This window comes from Nonomuraea sp. NPDC059023, from assembly GCF_042740095.1.
GTDB lineage: Bacteria > Actinomycetota > Actinomycetes > Streptosporangiales > Streptosporangiaceae > Nonomuraea.
On sequence record NZ_JBHYIO010000053.1, the window covers coordinates 47177 to 64161 of the forward strand.

Sequence of the window (16985 nt, forward strand, 5' to 3'; positions counted from 1 at the left end):
CGGCATCCGTCCCCCCGGTCATGACGGCCTCCGTCATTTCCCACCATGCCATCCTGCGGATGACCGCGCGGCGGGACGAACCATGGCAAATGCCCAGCTCATCCCGCCCGGATTTCTCATCGCATCTCATTTCCCTGGTGAGACGGGCAAGACCGACGCAATGTCGGACCCGTGAGCGTCATAACGAGTTCGTGGGAATCGCTCGGCGCGCCGGCGGTGCTGGCGGTGCGGATCGTCCTGGCCCTGCTGTTCGGCGTCGCGGGGGCGGGCAAGGTGATCCGTCCGGGCTCGGCCGCCCGCGCGGCGGTGCAGTTCCGGGTGATGCGCAAGGAGAGCACCGTCTTCGCCGTCGGGCTCGGCGCGGTGGAGGTGCTCACGGCGTTGGCGCTACTGGGGCCGCCACCGCTGACCGTCGCGGGATGCGCGATGGCGGGAGCGCTGTCACTGTCCTTCATCGCGATCTCGGTGCCGGCGCTGGCGCGCGGGGACCGCTTCGCCTGCGGATGCCTGTTCGGGCAGGCGCACCTGTCCTGGGTGACGCCGGTGCGCGCGGCGGCGATGGCGGCGGGCGCGCTGGTCGCGCTGGTGGTGTATCTGACCGGGGCGCCCGCCGTGCACGCGGGGGCGGTGGCGGACGCGCTCGGCCTGACGGTCCTGGTGATCGGCCTGCCCGCGGCCTTCGGGACCTACCTCACCGTCCAGTCCGCGCACAGGGAGAGGAGGCGGGCATGACCACGATCCTCGTCTACGGGGCGCTGGTGTGGCTGCTGGTGCTGACGTTGCTGCTGGCCCGCATGCTCCGGTTGATGACCGGGATCGAGGCGCTCTCGCCCCACGGTCCCGCCCAGGTCCGGGATCCGGAGCCGGAACCCGCCCGGATCGAAAGCCGAGCAGGAAAGGAGGTGAGCTGAATGCGTGTCTACGAACGCCCGGAAATCACGCTGGAAGGCGGATTCACGACCCTGACGAACGCCGGCTGCGGCTGTGTCTGGGAATGGCTTACCGACCGTCTCGACTGGTAGCGGAAACCTGGAGGTGAATGACATGCGCGTCTACGAACGCCCGGAGATCACGTTCGCCGGCGACTTCCACACCCTGACCAACGGGGGCTGCGGCGGCCCGCACTGGGAGTGGATCTACCCGAACTACTGCCGTTAACCGCCCATGAGGTACGGCAGGCGGCCACCGCACCGCCTGCCGTACCGCGAAGGATGGGAGAGCGACCTTGCCCGCGACAGAAGACCCATGGTTCACCGTCCTGCCCGACCGGGAGGAGAGCACGGACGTGGCGCGGCGGATCCACGACACCCGCGGCGGCGCGCACGAGGTGAGCCACCCCTCAGGACGGCCGTGGCTCATCGGGCGCTGGCCGCCCGGCACGCTCACGGTCGGCAGGAGCGCGGGCGCGGCGATCGCGGCCTTCGGCGAGCACGCGAAGGAGCACCTGGCCGGTGGCGCGCCCGGCCTGACGGCTCCCGGCAGCGCGTACGTGATGGTGTCGGAGGGCGGCCGGGTCCGGGTGCGGGGGACGGCCTCCGGGCTGCGCAGGGTGTACACCTGCCGGGTCGGCGGGACGCCGGTCGCGGGGAACCGGGCGCTCGTGCTGGCGGGACTGACCGGGGCCGCGCCGAACCCGGCCAGGCTCGCCACCCGGCTGCTGTTCGCCCACCCGCCGTGGCCGCTGAACTGGCTGCCGGTGTGGGACGGGATCGACGCCGTGCCGCCCGGTCACGACGTCGTCCTCGACGAGCGCGGCGCTCTCGCACAGGCGCGCTGGTGGCGCTTCCCCGAGCCGATGGAGCGCGAGGAGGCGGTCGCGGCGCTCAGAACCGCGCTGAGCGAGGCGGTCGCCCTGCGCGCGGGGCCCGGCCGCACGGTGGTCGCGCACCTGAGCGGCATGGACTCCTCGTCGGTCTGCTCCCTGGCCGCCCGCACCGGTGCCGACGTCGTGGCCCTGACCGCCGCCCAGCCCGACCCCATGGACGAGGACGTGCTGTGGGCAGGGCGCACCGCCGCCGCGCTGGCCGCCGCCGGACACCCGGTGCGGCACGAGATCATCTCCGCGCAGGAGTGCCCGCTGGTCTACGACGACATGCTCGGCGCGCACGAGCGCTTCGACGCGCCGTTCCTGCTGCTGCACCACCGCAGCCGGCTCACGCACATCCTGCGGCGCGGCCAGGCGTACGCGCCCGGCGTCCACCTGACCGGGCTGGGCGGTGACGAGGCCGCCACGATGATGCCCACCTGGCTGCCCACGCTGATCAGGCAGGCGCCGCTCACCGGGACGCGCCACCTGCTGACGGCCGCGGCCAAGAACCGCTGGCCGCTGCGGCGGACGCTGCGGCACCTGGTGAGCGGCAGGGCGTACGACGCGTGGATGCGGGCCGCCGCCGACCGGCTCGGGCGCGACGGGCAGGGCGTGGACGGGCCCGCGCTGGGGTGGGACCTGCCGCCGACGATGCCCGCGTGGGCGACGCCGTACGCGGTCGAGCTGGCTGCCGGTGAGCTGCGCGCGGCGGCCGCGCGCCACCTGCCGCTGGCGGAGGGCCGCGGCGCCCACCACAACCTCGCCGCGATCCACGGCGGCTGCCAGATGGTCGGCGACTTCCAGCAGATCGCCGCCGCCCAGGGCATCACCCTGTCCGCGCCCTTCTTCGACGACCGGGTCATCGAGGCGGCGCTGGCGGCCAGGCCCCGGGACCGCCACGACCCGGCCAGGTACAAGCCGGTGCTGGCCGACGCCATGCGCGGCATCGTGCCCGAGGTGACGCTGGGCCGTACCACGAAATCGGAGACCTCCGCCGGCGCGGTCATGGGCAGCAGGAAGCACCGCGACCAGATCATGGCACTCGCCGAGGACAGCCTCCTGGGCGAGCTCGGCCTCATCGACCCGGACCTCTTCCGCGCCACCTGCCGTGGGCCGATCGACGTGCTGACCCAGCACCGCCGCATCGAGCCCACGCTGGCGTGCGAGATGTGGCTGCGCACCGTGAAGGAGGATGAGCGTGTACGCGCTGGCGCCTGACATCTCCGCCGTCGACACCGACTACGGCATGGCCCTGCTCCACCAGGTACGCGGCCAGTACTGGAGCCTCAACCCCACCGGAGCGATCGTGCTGCGCTCCGCGCTGGAGTCCGGCGACCCCGGGCACGCCGTCGACCGGCTCGTGGCGGCCTTCGACGTGGACGGCGGCGAAGCCGCCCGGGACGTCGCCCACCTCATGGACAGCCTCGTGACCATGGGCATCCTCGTACGGAGGCCGGCATGAGCGTCGACCCCACGATGGCGCTCGCGCCGCGGGCGTACCCGCCGCTGGAGCGCTGGCGCGCCCGTCTGGCGGTGCTGGCCGCGAAGGCGCTGGCCAGACGCTCGCCGAGCACCATCGTCAAGGTGCTGGGCCGGGTCAGCGCGGGCGCCCGCCCGGCCACCTACGCCGAGGCCGGCCGGGCCCGCGAGGTGGTCACCCGCACCAGCAGGGCGTGCGCGAGCCCGAAGGGCTGCCTGCCCCGCTCGATCGCGACCGCGCTGCTGTGCCGGTCCCGGGGGAGCTGGCCGACCTGGTGCGCGGGCGTGCGGGTGCTGCCGCCGTTCGGCGCGCACGCCTGGGTCGTGGCCGAGGGGCGGCCCGTCGACGAGCCCGCCCCGCCGGGCTACCACCGCGTCCTGCTGCAGGTGCCTCGGGAGGCCACCCCATGAGCGAGCTGCCGGAGATCCCGATGCCACGTGGCTGCCCCTACCACCCGCCGCCGGGGTACGACCGCCTGCGCGAGCACGGCCCGCTGGCCCGCGCCGCCCTGCGCGACGGCACCCCGGTCTGGGTGGTGACCGGCCACGCGCAGGCCCGTTCGCTGCTGGCCGATCCGCGGTTGTCGTCGGACGCGCTGCACCCGGCCCACCCGCACCTGGCGCGGGAGAAGGGCGCGCCGTCGCCAGATCCGGAACGCAAGAAGCGGGCGCTGAGCTTCGTGGAGATGGACGACCCGCTCCACGCCGAGCACCGGCGGATGGTCATCCCCCACTTCAGCCTGCGCCGGGTGCGCGAGCTGCGCCCGCACCTGCGCTCGCTGGCCGACGGGCTGATCACGGCGATGGCCGGCGCGGGGCCGCCCGCCGACCTGGTGAGCGCGCTGGCCGCGCCGTTGCCCGCGCTGACGCTCTGCGCGGTGCTCGGCGTGCCGCGGGAGGACCAGGCCGTCTTCACCGAGCATCTGCGCTGGCCCACACTCCTCGACCCGGCCGCGGGCCCGCCGTTCCGGGTGGTCTACGACCTGCTCGCCCGGCTCCTGCGCGACAAGGCGGCCCGGCCGGGCGACGACGTGCTCTCCACCCTGGCCCGCCGGGTCACCGGCGGTGAGCTGAGCCGGCGGCAGGCCGAGGAGATGGCCGCCATGCTGGTCATCGCCGGGCACGAGACCACCGCCAACACACTCGCGCTGAGCGTGCTCACGCTGCTGAGCAGGCCGGGCGGGCTGAAGGCGCTCACCGCCGCCACGATGCCCCGGGCCGTCGACGAACTCCTGCGCCACACGAGCGTCGCCGACCCGCTGCCGAGGGTCGCGACCGCCGGCATCCCGCTCGGGGACCGGCTGATCGGGGACGGCGACGGCGTCATCGTGCTGCTGGCCGCCGCCAACCGCGACGCCGCGGCCGTCCCCGCCCCTGACGACCTCGACCTGGACCGCCGCGACGCCCGCCACCTGACCTTCGGCCACGGCCCGCACCAGTGCCTGGGCAACAACCTGGCCAGAGCCGAGCTGGAGACCGCGCTGAGCGCCCTGCTCGCCCGCCTGCCCACGCTCCGGCTCGCCGAGCCCGCCGGGAGCCTGCCGGTGAAACCCGCGCTGTCCCTGCAGGGCGTGACCCGCCTGCCCGTCACCTGGGGGCCGTGATGGCCTGGCGGACCCTCCTGGCCCAGGTACGCCCGCACCGGGGCCGGATCCTCGCCGGAGGCCTGCTCGGCCTGGCCGGCGGCGCCGCCGGCCTGATCCAGCCGGTGGCCGCCAAGATGGTCACCGAGGACCTCCTGGCCGGAACCCCGGTGCTCGGCACGCTCGCCGTGCTCACCTCGCTGCTCGTCGCCGGCGCCGTGTTGTCGGCCTGCGGCCGCTACGTGCTGGAGGTCGCCGGCGAGAACGTCGTGCGCGCCGCCCGCGACCGGCTGACCGAGCGCGTCTTCCGCCTGCGCCTGGCCGACTTCGACCGGCTCGAACCCGGTGACCTCATGTCCAGGCTCACCGCCGACATCACCCTGCTGCGCTCGGCGACCACCAACGCCGTCGTCACCGGAGCCACCGGCCTGGTACTCGGCGCCGGCGCGCTCGCGCTCATGGCCACGACCGACCTGGTGCTGCTGGGCGCCACCGCCGCGGTCCTGGCGCTCACGCTGGCCGCGATGGCGCTGGTCATGCCGCGCGTCTCGGCCGCCGCCCAGCGCACGCAGGCCGCCGTCGGGCTGCTCGGCGCGATCGTGGAGCGCGTGCTCGGCGCCTACCGGACGGTCAAGGCCAGCGGCGGCGAGCGCCGCGAGAGCGCGCGGGCCGCGCGGGCATCCGGTACGGCGTGGCGGCACGCGATCACCGCCGCCCGCTGGCAGTCGGCGACCGGCGTGGCCGGAACTTTGTCGACCCAGGTCACCTTCCTCGTCGTGCTCGGCCTGGGCGGCCTGCGGGTGAGCCAGGGCACGCTGACCCTGCCCTCGATGATCATGTTCCTGTTCTGCCTGATGTACCTGTCGGGCCCGATCGGCCAGATCCTGTCGGCGTTCACACAGGTGCAGGTGGGGCTGGCCGCGGTCCGCCGCCTCCAGGAGGTCGACCGGCTGCCCGCCGAACCCCTGGAGGCTCCCGGTGACCCGGGCGGCGACGGGGCGTCGGTGCGCTTCCGCGGCGTGCGCTTCGGCTATGGCGGCGGCGCCGTACTGGAGAACGTGGACATCAGCGTCGCGCCCGGGACCATGACCGCCGTCGTGGGCCCCTCGGGAGCGGGCAAGAGCACGCTGTTCGGCCTGCTGGAACGCTTCTACGACGCCGAGGACGGCGTCGTCGAGGTGGCCGGGCGCGACGTGCGGGACTGGCCGCTGGCCGAGCTGCGGGCGGCCATCGGCTACGTCGAGCAGGACGCGCCCATCCTCGCCGGGACGCTGCGCGACAACCTGCGCTACGCCGCGCCCGAGGCCACCGACGAGCAGATCCACGAGGTGCTGGCAAGGGCCAGGCTCACGCCCCTGCTCGACCAGCTCCCCCAGGGACTCGACACGCCGGTCGGCCACCGGGGCGCCACCCTGTCCGGCGGGCAGCGCCAGCGCGTCGCGGTCGCCCGCGCCCTGCTGCGCCGTCCCCGGCTGCTGCTGCTCGACGAGATCACCTCCCAGCTCGACGCCGCCTCCGAGCTGGCCCTGCGGCAGGCGGTCGAGGAGATCGCCGCCACCACCACCGTCATCGTGATCGCCCACCGGCTGTCCACCGTGGTCAACGCGGACACCATCATCGTCCTGGAGGAGGGCAGAGTGCGCGCGGCGGGAACCCATCGGGAACTGCTCATGGCCGACGACCTCTACCGCGACCTCGCCGCCGGCCAGCTCCTGCCCGCGGCGAGCTCATGAACGACCGGATCTACGTGGCCAGCCCCGACACCTCGTCCGTGGCCGTCCTCGACGCCGTCACCCTCGAACACCTGGCGAGCGCCGGCGCGGGGGCGCGGCCGTACGCGCCGGCGCTGTCGGGTGAGCGCCTGTACGTCACCGACTTCGGCGGAGGCAGCGTCACCGTCATCAGTACCGCCACCCTGGCCGTCGTGGGCCGCATCCCCGTCGGCGACCACCCCGGCGGCATCGTCATCGACCCCGCCGGCCGCCACGCCTACGTCACCAACTACCAGAGCAGCGACGTCTCGGTGATCGACCTGCGGCGCGGCGCCGTGACCGCCACCATCGCCGTCGGCCGCAACGCCGCCGCCCCCGCGCTGGCGGGCGAGCGCCTGTACGTGACCAACTTCGAGAGCCACGACCTGTCGGTGATCGACACGGCGGCGGGCAAGGTGATCGCCACCGTCCCCGTCGGCCGGCACCCCAACGGCGTAGCCGTGACCCGCGACGGCGCCCACGTCTACGTCACCACCACCGGCGCCAACCTGCCCGGTCAGGACAACCACGTGCTGGTCCTGGACGCGGCCACCCTGGAGGAGGTCGCCACCGTCGGCGTCGAGTCCGGCCCCTACGGCATCGCCGCCTCACCGGTCCACGACCGGGTCTACGTCACCCACTACTACAGCAGGAGCGTCCTCGGCATCGACACCCTGACCAGGCGGATCGTCTCCCGGGCCGAGGTCGGCGAGAGCCCCGAGGCCCTCACCCTGTCCCCGCGGGGAAGCCGCCTGTACGTCTGCGGCACCCGCGCCCACCAGGTCGCGGCCATCGACACCGCCACCGGCCGGATCGTCGCCACCGCCCCGGTACGCCGCCCCGCCGGCGTGGCCGCCTAACTGCGCGGCATCCGGGCCTGGGTCGTTGCGCTAGGGAACTCGCACATGTCCTCGATCTTGAGGACGGGCACCGTGCCCGCGGGCGGGTGCCACGCGGAGGTGGCGCGCAGGTAAGCGTTGCCGACCCCACGATGCTGGTGACGGTCACCAGCCCGGAGTCGCCGCACATGTCCCTTTGAGCCCGGCGAGTAGGCCGGTGCGCCAGACGAATCCGGCACGCTCGACAGGCAGGTTCGCCCATGTGCGAAAAGCGTGATCGGCCATCGCCCACGAGCCCGCCTGGCCACCGGGAGGTGATCGCCGATGTTGCAGAATAGGCGCTCCAAATACCGTGGACCATTGCGGGTCGATCTCGGCGAGGACCCTCGGGCCTCACCATCGGGCATGGCTCGCACGGGATTGTGTACGCGGGGAGGGACTGGGCCAGAAAGCCGGCAACCTCAAGATGGCCGGCAGGCGTCCAGGGGTGTACATCAATATGCGAATGCTATGGAGCGCTCGGTTGGCCATTTCGATGATGCATCCGCCCCGGGGCTCGATGGGCAGATGCCGGGCCGGTGGCAATTGACCCGGGGCGAACGAGCATCGTGTCCTCCACCGACGGCGTCGTGGGTGACAGCAGGTTTGCGTACCGGCTGCGGACGCCTAAGGCCGGCGTCCGGAGACGATGTACTCGCGGATTCCTGCACTGTGGTTGTCGCTCGAGAAACGGCCGCTTGCGGGATCTCGGCCTGGAGGCAGGATGCGGCGTCCAGCCTGTTCGCGTGCGGTGGAGCGTACATCGGCGAACCCGGCCTCCAGCAGGAGCTGCTCGAACCCTGCTGCTAGATCGAAGACTCTCCCGGCGCGAACGGAGTTGGCCACTGAATAGGCGACCACTCCGCCCGGCGCGACGACTCGCATCGCATCCTTCAGGTGTGTTCTGAGGTCTTCCACGTATGTCCTGAGTGCTCGCCCCAGCGTCGTCCTTTCGGCACCGAAGTCTGACTCATACCAGGTGCGGAACGCAGCCGGAAGATCAACGGCTCCGCCGAAGGAGTCATGGCCATACTTGGCGCCGATCTGATCACGGCGCTGGACTGGCCAGCCGAAAGCGAGATAGGACAGCCGCTGGATGTCGAAGTAGTCATATGTCACGAAATACGGGGGAGAGGTCACAATGGCATCAGCGCCAGCGTCTGCCAAGGGCAGTCTCCTTGCATCGCCGAGCGTGACCGCCGCGGGAGGACGCCGTTGGCCGAAAATGTCGTTGATGTCCGCAAGGGCGTCTTGCTCGGCAGAGCAGTCTCGGGCAAGCTGCCGCGCCCAGCGAGGCAGGCTGTGCCGTAGCGGTATGGGAGTACGGAGAGGATCGGCGGTCACCTTGACGGACCCCGCGAGCCATTGAGAAGACGGTCGCAGGGACTGGGAGAGCGCGACCGTGACGAATCGGCTCAAGCGCCTGTCGTCGACAGTCTCCAACACCGGTCGCCAAGCAGTGAGGAGGCGGGCGTTTTCGTCGCCGAGCCACCTGGCCAGCTCGTCGTTGACCCGGGCATTCTTGGCCGGTTCAAGCCGCGCCATGCGCTCGCAGAACGCCGCCGCCTCCCATGGGTTGACAGGAGGGTCGAGTCTTAGCCGTCCCACGGTGACCCCGAGCGTGGTCAACTCCACGCCCATTGCGGCAAGGCCGAGCTGGCGGCTGGCGGCGACAACAGCGGCCGTCCCGCAGAACGGGTCGAGAATCGAAGTGACGGGCCGTCGTGATTCGGTCACTACTTGGGCGAGCATGCCCGTCACGACGTCCGCGGCGAAACGAGCCGGGTAGCGATGGAACCACCCGAGCACCACATGCTCACGGGCGCGTTTGAGGCGTTCCAGTGCCAGGACCGGAACCGATGCGCGTCGCGGGCTGAAGGCCGGTTGCTCACCGATTCCCCAGCGCCAGGAGATCTCTGATGCATCGGTTGAGAGTTCTGACACGGACTACGCCTCTTTCTCCTGCATCCGGGTCGCGGCGCCATGCAGGAGAATCTGCATGGCGCCGGGCAGGAAGACTCTACGGGGGGATCGTGATCAAGCGGTATGCATGCGCCGGGAGCGTGCTGGGCGCATCTGCACGAAGACGGGATTGCGGAACATTGACCCGGTGAGCAAGCACTGACCTTGGCCAAGAGCGGGGACGGTCGCCCAGAGTGCCTCGTGAACTCCGCCCGTTGTGGCTCGGACGGGCGCGAGGTTGCCGGCTGACTTCAGCTGATGGATGAAGCGCGTGTTCGCCAGCTCGAACAGCTCCTCTGGTACGTGTCCTGGCTGCTGCGACACCAGCGCGAGCCCCATCCACCGCTTGCGCCCTCGGCGGCTGATGACCTGCAACTGATCCAGCACGGCGCGCATGCGTCCCGCGCTGGCTCGCGACACGAAGGTGTGCACCTCCTCGATCACGACGAGGACAGGCGGGCGAGGCGGCAGCCCCGGTCCGAGTGGCTGGCCGCGAGGAACAGCGATGACTCGGTCGAACAACGCCTGAAGGAGGAACGAGATGGCGATGTTACGCGCCGTGTCATTGGTTTCGCTGACGTCGAACACGCTCAGGCGGCCGGGTGCCAGGAGATCGTCCACGTTCAAATACGGAGTGTTCTGTGTGGGATTCCAGTCGAGCATGTCAGATCTGCCGAGCTTGAAGAGCTTGTTACGCAGCGTCGACGCGGTGTTCTTCTCTGGAACACCAATCTTGCCGGTGAGCAGAGGGATGGCACCTGCCGGGTCCTCCTGGACTCCGTCGATCAGCGTGCTGAGGGTGTACGGGCGTGCAGGCGGCGTCGTGGCGGGGCCGAGCGAACCCATCTTGCTTGGTCGCGAGGCCTTCGCCGCATCGCGTCGAGCTTGGGCTGTGATAGCGCCCCACATGCGAACCTGGGCCTCGCTCAGTTCGAGGATATCGGCCACGATCTCTTCGGGCACATCCGAGATCGGGACCTTGAAGAAGACAGGGCGGGGAGCATCTGTCATGCCCGCGTTCGGCACGTAGACACGGCAGTCGGGAAGTCCGCGCGGTAGCCGTTCACCGAATCGCTTTTCCAAAAGGAATGCAAGGTGGGGTTCATCATTACCTTGATCCATCCGGACGTACTCGCCTTCGACGTCGATGGCGACCACTGCCCATCCAGCCCGGATGGCCTCCTCCATCAACACCTGGGTCGTGTTGGACTTACCTGAGCCCACCGTGCCGAAGATGCCGATGTTGCGGGGAAGAAACCCCTTGTTCGTCGAGTCCGCCTCGACCCGCACTCCGTCGTACCCAAGGAGTGTCCCGAGTTGCATGTCGCCCTCAAGCCCGAGCATCCGGCGAAGCCTGTCGCTGGGGTAGATGAAGGCTTGGGAGTATGGCCGTGGCCGTGTGGACGTGGGGAGGACGACCTCCGCGTCTGTGACCTCGCCAAGGATCTCGATCGTGCCAGACGCGTAATAGGTGGGGCGGAACTGTGTGCGGTCAGGGTGAAGCAGCGTTGTACGGCTGATGGCCGAGTCGGGCCCAATCTCGTGTGGGCTGTGGAAGGGGCCTTCGACGACACGGCCTAGAAACGTGATTCCTTGTTCAGTATCGGTGATACCGACATAGGCATCGCGACGGAAGTGTCGCCTGAGCTGCTCCGACACCATGACACCGGTACTGGTGTTGTCGGTGCCTTGCCCGTCGAAGGCGACGAAGCCCAGAGTGACGAGCGATCGCGTGAGGCTGGACTCGGCCGCCACAATATCGCCTGAGTCAATCTCAGGCTCGCTGTTATCGAGCTCGGGTGGCGCGTTCCCTCCTGGTTCGCCGGTTTGGCGATCTTCACTCGCCTCATCCGGTTCATCGGCATCGGGTTCTGTCGGTAGGTTCTCCTCTACGCTCATCCGCGGGTCCTCCGTGGGTCCAGGTCGGCGAGTCCTTGTTCGACGCCGAGCTCCATCAGCCGGGTTTCGATGAAATTGCGGAACTCCCCGCCCTTGAACATCGTGCGGGCAACGTTGTCCGCGAGGTCGATGTGGAAGGGAAAACCCCGAGCCGTCGCCGCGACTCCCTCGTCAGGCAGCCCTCGTGTCCAGAGCGCATCGGCGAGGAACAACGCGGCAGCCTCCTCGACACGATCTTTGTGACACTCAAGGAGGAAGGGCCGATGTCCGGCCTTCATGAGAAGGATGGTCACTTCGGGTCCGACGTCAGCGATGAACTTCCGGAAGGTCGCCCGGTCCAGGTTGTTGAATCCCGCCTTGGAGGTGCCGGTGTCAGCGTCGCCGTCGAGGAAGATCGTCAGATCATCATGAAGGGTTCGAAGCTCGATGAACTCACCCGGTTCTAGGATGATGCCGGCGTTGAGCACGTCGAGATCCTCGGGGCTCTCGCTGACCGCGATGAACTGTTGGTTCTGGATGTATCGTCGGGCGAGGTCGAAGACCGGAGGAAGATTCTCTGCGGGTCTGCCCACGCCCGTGCGAAGTTCGTAGGGGATTAGCTCGCCGTGAATCATCCGCCAGTCGGCTTCCTGCGTGAGCAGAATTTGACGTTCGCCAAACAACATCAGGGCGCGGCTCGCCAGATTGGAGCTGCCATGCACCTTTCGAAGGTTCTCGAAGAACTCCCTGGCAGTGTCTCCGCCGGCTGACAGCTCGTGCTCGAAGACCCTTGTCACAAGGCGGACCGACTCGCCGGTGTTCGTGACGATCACGACTCCGATCTGGATTTTGGTACCACTCAGAAGCGGCACCGCAGCCACCGTGCCGTCAGAAGCGGCGACGATCCCCGAGCGTAATAGGCCCTTTGCCCACGCTAGTTTCTCCGGTTGTGGGCGCCGGATTTGAGTACGCAAGCCTGGGTTTTCGGAGAGGATCTCCGTGCGGAGTTGTTCGCGACGGGCATGTGAGGCCAGAACGGCTGCGTCGACCCGGTCGCGCAGATGATCAATATGCTTCTCCAAGTCGGTCCACGGTGCGACCGAAAGAATGTCAGCCAAGCTGTGGATGTCAGGCCGCATCGGAGGATCGCCCACCCAGCTCTCTCAGGCTCCGGTGACAGTTGGTAACTGATCGTGACACTTTCGTTAACGCTACTGAGGTGACGAATGAAGATCTAGACCCAAATATGTCATTCTCTGCGGTGTCGCATTGTCTGCGGCCACCGGCGATTCTCCAGCCGACACGTGATCGAGCATTCCCTTGGCTTGGATGAGGCGCACGTTCTTGGGCGCCCCGCTGCGTCGCTTTCTGCGGGTGCGTCCCGGCAGCCAGAAGGAAGGCCTCGGTGAGGATGAGCGTCAGCCTCCCATTCTCCTCGATGGGAAGGAACAGTCCGGCCGGCGGCGAAGACGATCGCGGTGCGACCGATCGGTGGTGGGACGGCGCAACGGTGGACCTCGGCGGGCGGCGTCAACGCCCCGAACGAGCCGCTGACGCCAGTGGTCGCGAACCCGGTTCGGCTCCTCACCGGCCCACCGCTGCTCGGTCGTGATCAAGGAGACGGCCCTCCGCCCGCAAGTGGAAAGCTCCTCGGGAGTTGCCTGTGCATGCCTCGGTGTGCGGCTGTGCTCCAGGCTTGCCCGCCAATCGCCTGCCGGTCAGCGCGCGCCATGTCTGTCCGACGCCGCCGTCCCCGCTGCCTGGGGAACGCCAGGCGCAGCACTGGATGGCCGCCACGCCGCTGCCACCAGTGGAGCAGGGGGCGGAGCGTGGGAGCCGGGGTCCGCCGGTTCGCCGGCCCGGCCAGCCGCTGCTTTGTGGTCAGGGTTTGCCGATGAAGCGTTCTCCGGCGGCCTCGATGCGCTCGATCTCGGTGCGGAAGAAGCGGGCCAGCTCCGCGCAGGCGGCGGGGTCGACCGGGCCTCCCTCACGTTTGGGCAGGTCCGGGTAGGGGCTGCCGAGGACGAAGATGTTCTCGTCGTTGTAGTTGTTGGCCGGAGCGGTGTAGTTGAAGGACCCGGCGATGACGACGGCCTCGTCGATGACCATGAGCTTGTGGTGCAGCTTGCCGAAGGCGGCGCTGCGCTTGGGGAAGTACAGCTCGATGCGGGCGCGGTCGAGGTCGTGGGTGGCGGCCCAGGCCTGGGCGCCCTGGCCGGGGTCCATGACGCCGGTGACGGTCCGCTTGGCCGCGGCCAGCGCGATCATGGCGTCGTCGATGCCCGAGGAGCCGGAGAAGGTGAAGATCGCGAAGTCGACCCGTTTGGCCGCCTTGAGCATCTGCTTCATGATCTCCAGCTCGGGCGCGTGGTCGGGCGCGAAAAGGATCTTGACCGGCACGCCGTTGAGGTTGAACGCCATGGGCACCTTGCCGTGGGCGCCGCGGCCGAACTGGCCGGCGCGCATCTGGGCGAACTCGGTGGTGTACTCGCGGCAGACCCGTGCGTCGTTGAAGATCACGATGTGGTTGAGGTTGCGGTGGCAGTCGGTGCCGGTGAAGTTCGCCGAGCCGGACAGGATCGCTGAGCTGGGCAGGGCGCGTTCGCGGAAGTCGCGGATGATGAACTTCTGGTGGAAGATCGCCGGGTTGTAGTCGGCCTTGACGTCGACGTTGCAGCGCAGCAGCGCGGCGAGGATCTTCCGGTTGGGTTCCAGGCTCTTGGCGCCGCTCTCCTGGCCCCACTGCACGCGCAGGCGGGCGGCGGCCTCGTCCTCCCCGGCCTTCGGGGCGATATTCGGGAGCTTGGCGGAGATCAGGTAGTCCTGCTCCAGGACCATGCGGACGTCTACGCCGCGGAAGCGGGCGTCGAGAATGGCCTGGGCGATGGGCTCGGAGTCGAGCTCTTGGACGGCGATGTCGAGGAACCGCTTGGCGCCGCCGATGAAGTCGATGATCACCTGTTCGAGGTTGTCGGCCGCGCCCAGTTCGGTGGGCCCGACAAATGCCTCGATCTTGCCTCCGGCAAAGACGGTCATACCGTAAGTATCACACTACGGAACGTGGACATCTCCGCAGGCACCACCCCAACCACCCAACTACTCTCAGCCCACCCCAAACCCACCCCCGAACCCCCGCCCCGGCCTGCCTTTGCCCCGCCTCGGGTCTCACCGCGGACCTGCCTCGGACCCGCGCCCCCTGGGCCCGCGCCTCGGGCTCGCGCCCCGGCCTCGCCTCGGATCTGCGCCCCTCGGCCTCGCCTCGGACCCGCCTCGGGGCCGTGTCCTGCCCGCCTCGGGGCCGCCTCAGCCTCGCCCGGGGCCGTGTCCTGCCCGCCTCGGGGCGGCCACGTTCTCGCCCCGGGCCGTGCCGTCTACCCGCCTCGGGCCGGCCCCGGACCGTGCCGTTGCCCCAGGAGTGAGGGAAGGACACCTAGGTGAGCCGGAGGGCGGCGCCGCCCGGAGGCGCGGTGGCCGGCTTTGGGTGGTGGGTCAGATCTGGTCAAGCCGGTCGGCCACAGGGGGTCTGGTCAGGGCTTCGGGATTGGGTGGGGGAGGGCGGCTTGCCGTACCGGAAAAAAGGAAAAGGCCCGGCACCGCGCGGGGTGCCGGGCCTTTCCGGGGTGGGTCAGCTGGCCCAGTCCAGGAGCGGGCGCGTGTTGCTGGGGTGGCGGAGCTTGGACAGCGACTCCTTCTCCAGCTGGCGGATCCGCTCGCGGGTCAGGCCGAGGTGCTTGCCGATCTCGTCCAGGGTGTGCGGCTTGCCGTCGACCAGGCCGAACCGCAACGCCATGATCTTGGACTCGCGCGGCGAGAGGTTGTCGAGCACGCCACGGAGCTGGTCGCCCAGCAGCTGGCGGTCGACGATCTCGGAGGCCTCGGGCGAGTCGACGTCCTCGATGAGGTCGCCGATCGTGGTCTCGCCGTCCTCGCCGATCGTGGCGTTGAGGGAGATGGGCTGGCGGCTGGTGCGCAGCAGTTCCTCGATCTGGTCGGGCGTCTTGTCGAGCTCGACGGCCAGTTCCTCCGGCGTGGGCTCGCGGCCGAGGCGCTGGTGCATGTCGCGCTCGATCCGCGACAGCTTCGACAGCATCTCCAGCACGTGGACCGGCAGCCGGATGGTACGGGCGGAGTCGGCGAAGCCACGCTGGATGGCCTGGCGGATCCACCACATGGCGTAGGTGGAGAACTTGAAGCCCTTGGTGTAGTCGAACTTCTCCACTGCCCGGATCAGCCCGAGGTTGCCCTCCTGGACCACGTCCAGCAGCGACATGCCGCGGTCGGTGTACTTCTTGGCCACCGACACCACCAGGCGCAGGTTGGCCTCCAGCATGTGGTCCTTGGCCTGCCTGCCGTCCTCGATGACCAGCTCCAGGTCCGCGCGTGCCGCGGCGGAACAGTTCTGGTCGCTGTCGAGCTTGTACTCGGCGTACAGCCCGGCCTCGATGCGCCTGGCCAGCTCCACCTCCTGGGCGGCGGTCAGCAGCGTGCGGCGGCCGATCGACTTGAGGTAGGTGTGCACGGAGTCGCCCATGACGGACTGGTTGTCGTCGAGGTCGAGCGGTTCCTGCTCCAGCTCGGCGTCCTCGTCGGACATCGCCGGCTCGTCGGGCTCATCCTCCGAGGAGGCGGCCTCTGGAGCCTTCGGCGCGGCGCTCTTCTTGCCGGTCGCGGACGTCTTCTTGGCGGTGGTCTTCTTCGCGGCCGGGGCCTTCTTGGTCAGGGCGGGCTCGTTCTCCGCGGCCAGGCTCACCCCGGCCTCGGTCAGCTCGCGCAGGATGGAACGGCCCTCGGCGGGGCTGATGCCGGCCAGCGCGAACGCGTCGCGCAGTTCCGAAAGAGAAAGGTGACCCTGAGCTCGCCCTCGGTCAAGGAGCTGGTCGAGGGTCGCGGGCGGGGCCGCCACGGCGGTTCTGGGCATGAGGACACCTCCTCCATACGGAGTCGAAGCGATCAGGCAGTTGTGGTGGGGCGGTGTGGCCGCTCGACGCACCAGTATCAATAACGTCATTCGCCGCCATTTGTTCCCGGACCCGGCAAAAAAGGGCGGACCGCGGAGAATGCGATCCACCCCACACCCTGCGGGAATTCACTCCGCCAGTTCGAACTCTCCCGGCTTGAGCTCGACCTCGGGCATCGGCATCGGTTCCGCGCCCTCCATGCGCTGCTCGGTCCAGTGTTCCAGGACCTTGGAGGGGTCGGGGTTGATGTCCTGGGAGACCACGACGCGGTCGGTCGGGGTGGGCGTAGGCGTGGGCGCGGTCTTCTCGACCTCCGCCCGGGTCTCTCCCCGGGCCTGGTCGACCCGGCCCGCCGAGGCGGCTGCCGCGACTGTGGCGCCACCGACGAGGATCACGCCGACGGCCGCCGCGGACGCCCACATCTTGCGGGTCTGGTTCATGAAGCGCTCCCTCTTTCTCTCGCCACCTATGACGCAGCCCGGCCGCGTCAGGTTCCGGTCCGCAACAGGGCGAGGTCGGTTTTACCGTTCGGCAGTAGCGGCAACCGGGGGAGAAGCCGCAGCTCGCGGGGGGCGGCGTAGGCCGGGAGCCGGTCTTTGGCGTAGGCGCGGAGCTGGTCGAGCGTGGGCGGGCGCGCGGGGTCGGCCGGCACCACGACCGCGACCACGCGCTCGCCCCATTCGGGGTCG

Annotated in this window: 14 protein-coding genes and 1 pseudogene; 8 read left to right on the forward strand and 7 right to left on the reverse strand. The window is 69.7% G+C overall.

The annotated features are described in order from the left end of the window. The first annotated feature begins 171 nt into the window (after positions 1-171). The 8 genes from ACFWYW_RS52055 to ACFWYW_RS52090 all read left to right on the forward strand — a co-directional run bounded on the left by ACFWYW_RS52055 (position 172) and on the right by ACFWYW_RS52090 (position 7480). Complete coding sequence (locus tag ACFWYW_RS52055; protein ID WP_379627320.1) at positions 172-732, forward strand: MauE/DoxX family redox-associated membrane protein; 561 nt, start codon at positions 172-174, stop codon at positions 730-732. Next, positions 729-911, forward strand: coding sequence for a hypothetical protein (locus tag ACFWYW_RS52060; RefSeq protein ID WP_379627318.1), 183 nt, complete (start codon positions 729-731; stop codon positions 909-911). Before ACFWYW_RS52055 ends, ACFWYW_RS52060 begins: the two co-directional genes overlap by 4 nt. A 314-nt stretch (positions 912-1225) precedes the next feature. Beyond that, positions 1226-3025: an asparagine synthase-related protein gene (locus ACFWYW_RS52065; RefSeq protein WP_379627316.1), complete on the forward strand. Its 1800-nt coding sequence runs from the start codon at positions 1226-1228 to the stop codon at positions 3023-3025. Continuing rightward, entirely contained in the window at positions 3006-3269 is a 264-nt protein-coding gene (locus tag ACFWYW_RS52070) for a lasso peptide biosynthesis PqqD family chaperone (RefSeq protein ID WP_379627314.1), read from the forward strand. The genes ACFWYW_RS52065 and ACFWYW_RS52070 overlap by 20 nt, the downstream gene beginning before the upstream one ends. After that, positions 3266-3697 (forward strand): lasso peptide biosynthesis B2 protein, encoded by a 432-nt coding sequence (locus ACFWYW_RS52075; RefSeq protein WP_379627312.1) that lies wholly within the window; start codon positions 3266-3268, stop codon positions 3695-3697. The genes ACFWYW_RS52070 and ACFWYW_RS52075 overlap by 4 nt, the downstream gene beginning before the upstream one ends. Continuing rightward, positions 3694-4890, forward strand: coding sequence for a cytochrome P450 (locus tag ACFWYW_RS52080; protein WP_379627309.1), 1197 nt, complete (start codon positions 3694-3696; stop codon positions 4888-4890). The genes ACFWYW_RS52075 and ACFWYW_RS52080 overlap by 4 nt, the downstream gene beginning before the upstream one ends. After that, positions 4890-6602 (forward strand): ABC transporter ATP-binding protein, encoded by a 1713-nt coding sequence (locus tag ACFWYW_RS52085; RefSeq protein ID WP_379627307.1) that lies wholly within the window; start codon positions 4890-4892, stop codon positions 6600-6602. Before ACFWYW_RS52080 ends, ACFWYW_RS52085 begins: the two co-directional genes overlap by 1 nt. After that, the gene (locus tag ACFWYW_RS52090; RefSeq protein WP_379641344.1) at positions 6599-7480 is read left to right on the forward strand and encodes a PQQ-binding-like beta-propeller repeat protein; all 882 of its coding nucleotides are present in this window, start codon (positions 6599-6601) and stop codon (positions 7478-7480) included. The genes ACFWYW_RS52085 and ACFWYW_RS52090 overlap by 4 nt, the downstream gene beginning before the upstream one ends. Before the next feature lie 645 nt (positions 7481-8125). Here ACFWYW_RS52090 and ACFWYW_RS52095 read toward each other — a convergent pair. The 7 genes and pseudogenes from ACFWYW_RS52095 to ACFWYW_RS52125 all read right to left on the reverse strand — a co-directional run. Beyond that, positions 8126-9442 (reverse strand): hypothetical protein, encoded by a 1317-nt coding sequence (locus ACFWYW_RS52095; RefSeq protein WP_379627872.1) that lies wholly within the window; start codon positions 9440-9442, stop codon positions 8126-8128. 93 nt (positions 9443-9535) lie between these two features. Continuing rightward, a complete protein-coding gene (locus tag ACFWYW_RS52100; RefSeq protein ID WP_379627875.1) occupies positions 9536-11359 on the reverse strand; it encodes an ATP-binding protein in 1824 nt (607 codons plus the stop codon). Continuing rightward, on the reverse strand, positions 11356-12456 hold the full coding sequence (locus ACFWYW_RS52105) for a hypothetical protein (RefSeq protein WP_379627877.1): 1101 nt from the start codon (positions 12454-12456) through the stop codon (positions 11356-11358). The genes ACFWYW_RS52100 and ACFWYW_RS52105 overlap by 4 nt, the downstream gene beginning before the upstream one ends. A gap of 763 nt (positions 12457-13219) precedes the next feature. Next, positions 13220-14374 (reverse strand): phosphatidylserine/phosphatidylglycerophosphate/cardiolipin synthase family protein, encoded by a 1155-nt coding sequence (locus ACFWYW_RS52110; RefSeq protein ID WP_379627879.1) that lies wholly within the window; start codon positions 14372-14374, stop codon positions 13220-13222. Positions 14375-14963: 589 nt separating this feature from the next. Next, a complete protein-coding gene (locus ACFWYW_RS52115) occupies positions 14964-16256 on the reverse strand; it encodes an RNA polymerase sigma factor (protein ID WP_379624345.1) in 1293 nt (430 codons plus the stop codon). 168 nt (positions 16257-16424) lie between these two features. Beyond that, positions 16425-16736, reverse strand: a complete 312-nt coding sequence (locus ACFWYW_RS52120; RefSeq protein ID WP_379624347.1) for a hypothetical protein — start codon at positions 16734-16736, stop codon at positions 16425-16427. 47 nt (positions 16737-16783) lie between these two features. Further along, positions 16784-16985, reverse strand: a pseudogene (locus ACFWYW_RS52125) (AMP-dependent synthetase); the annotation flags it as partial.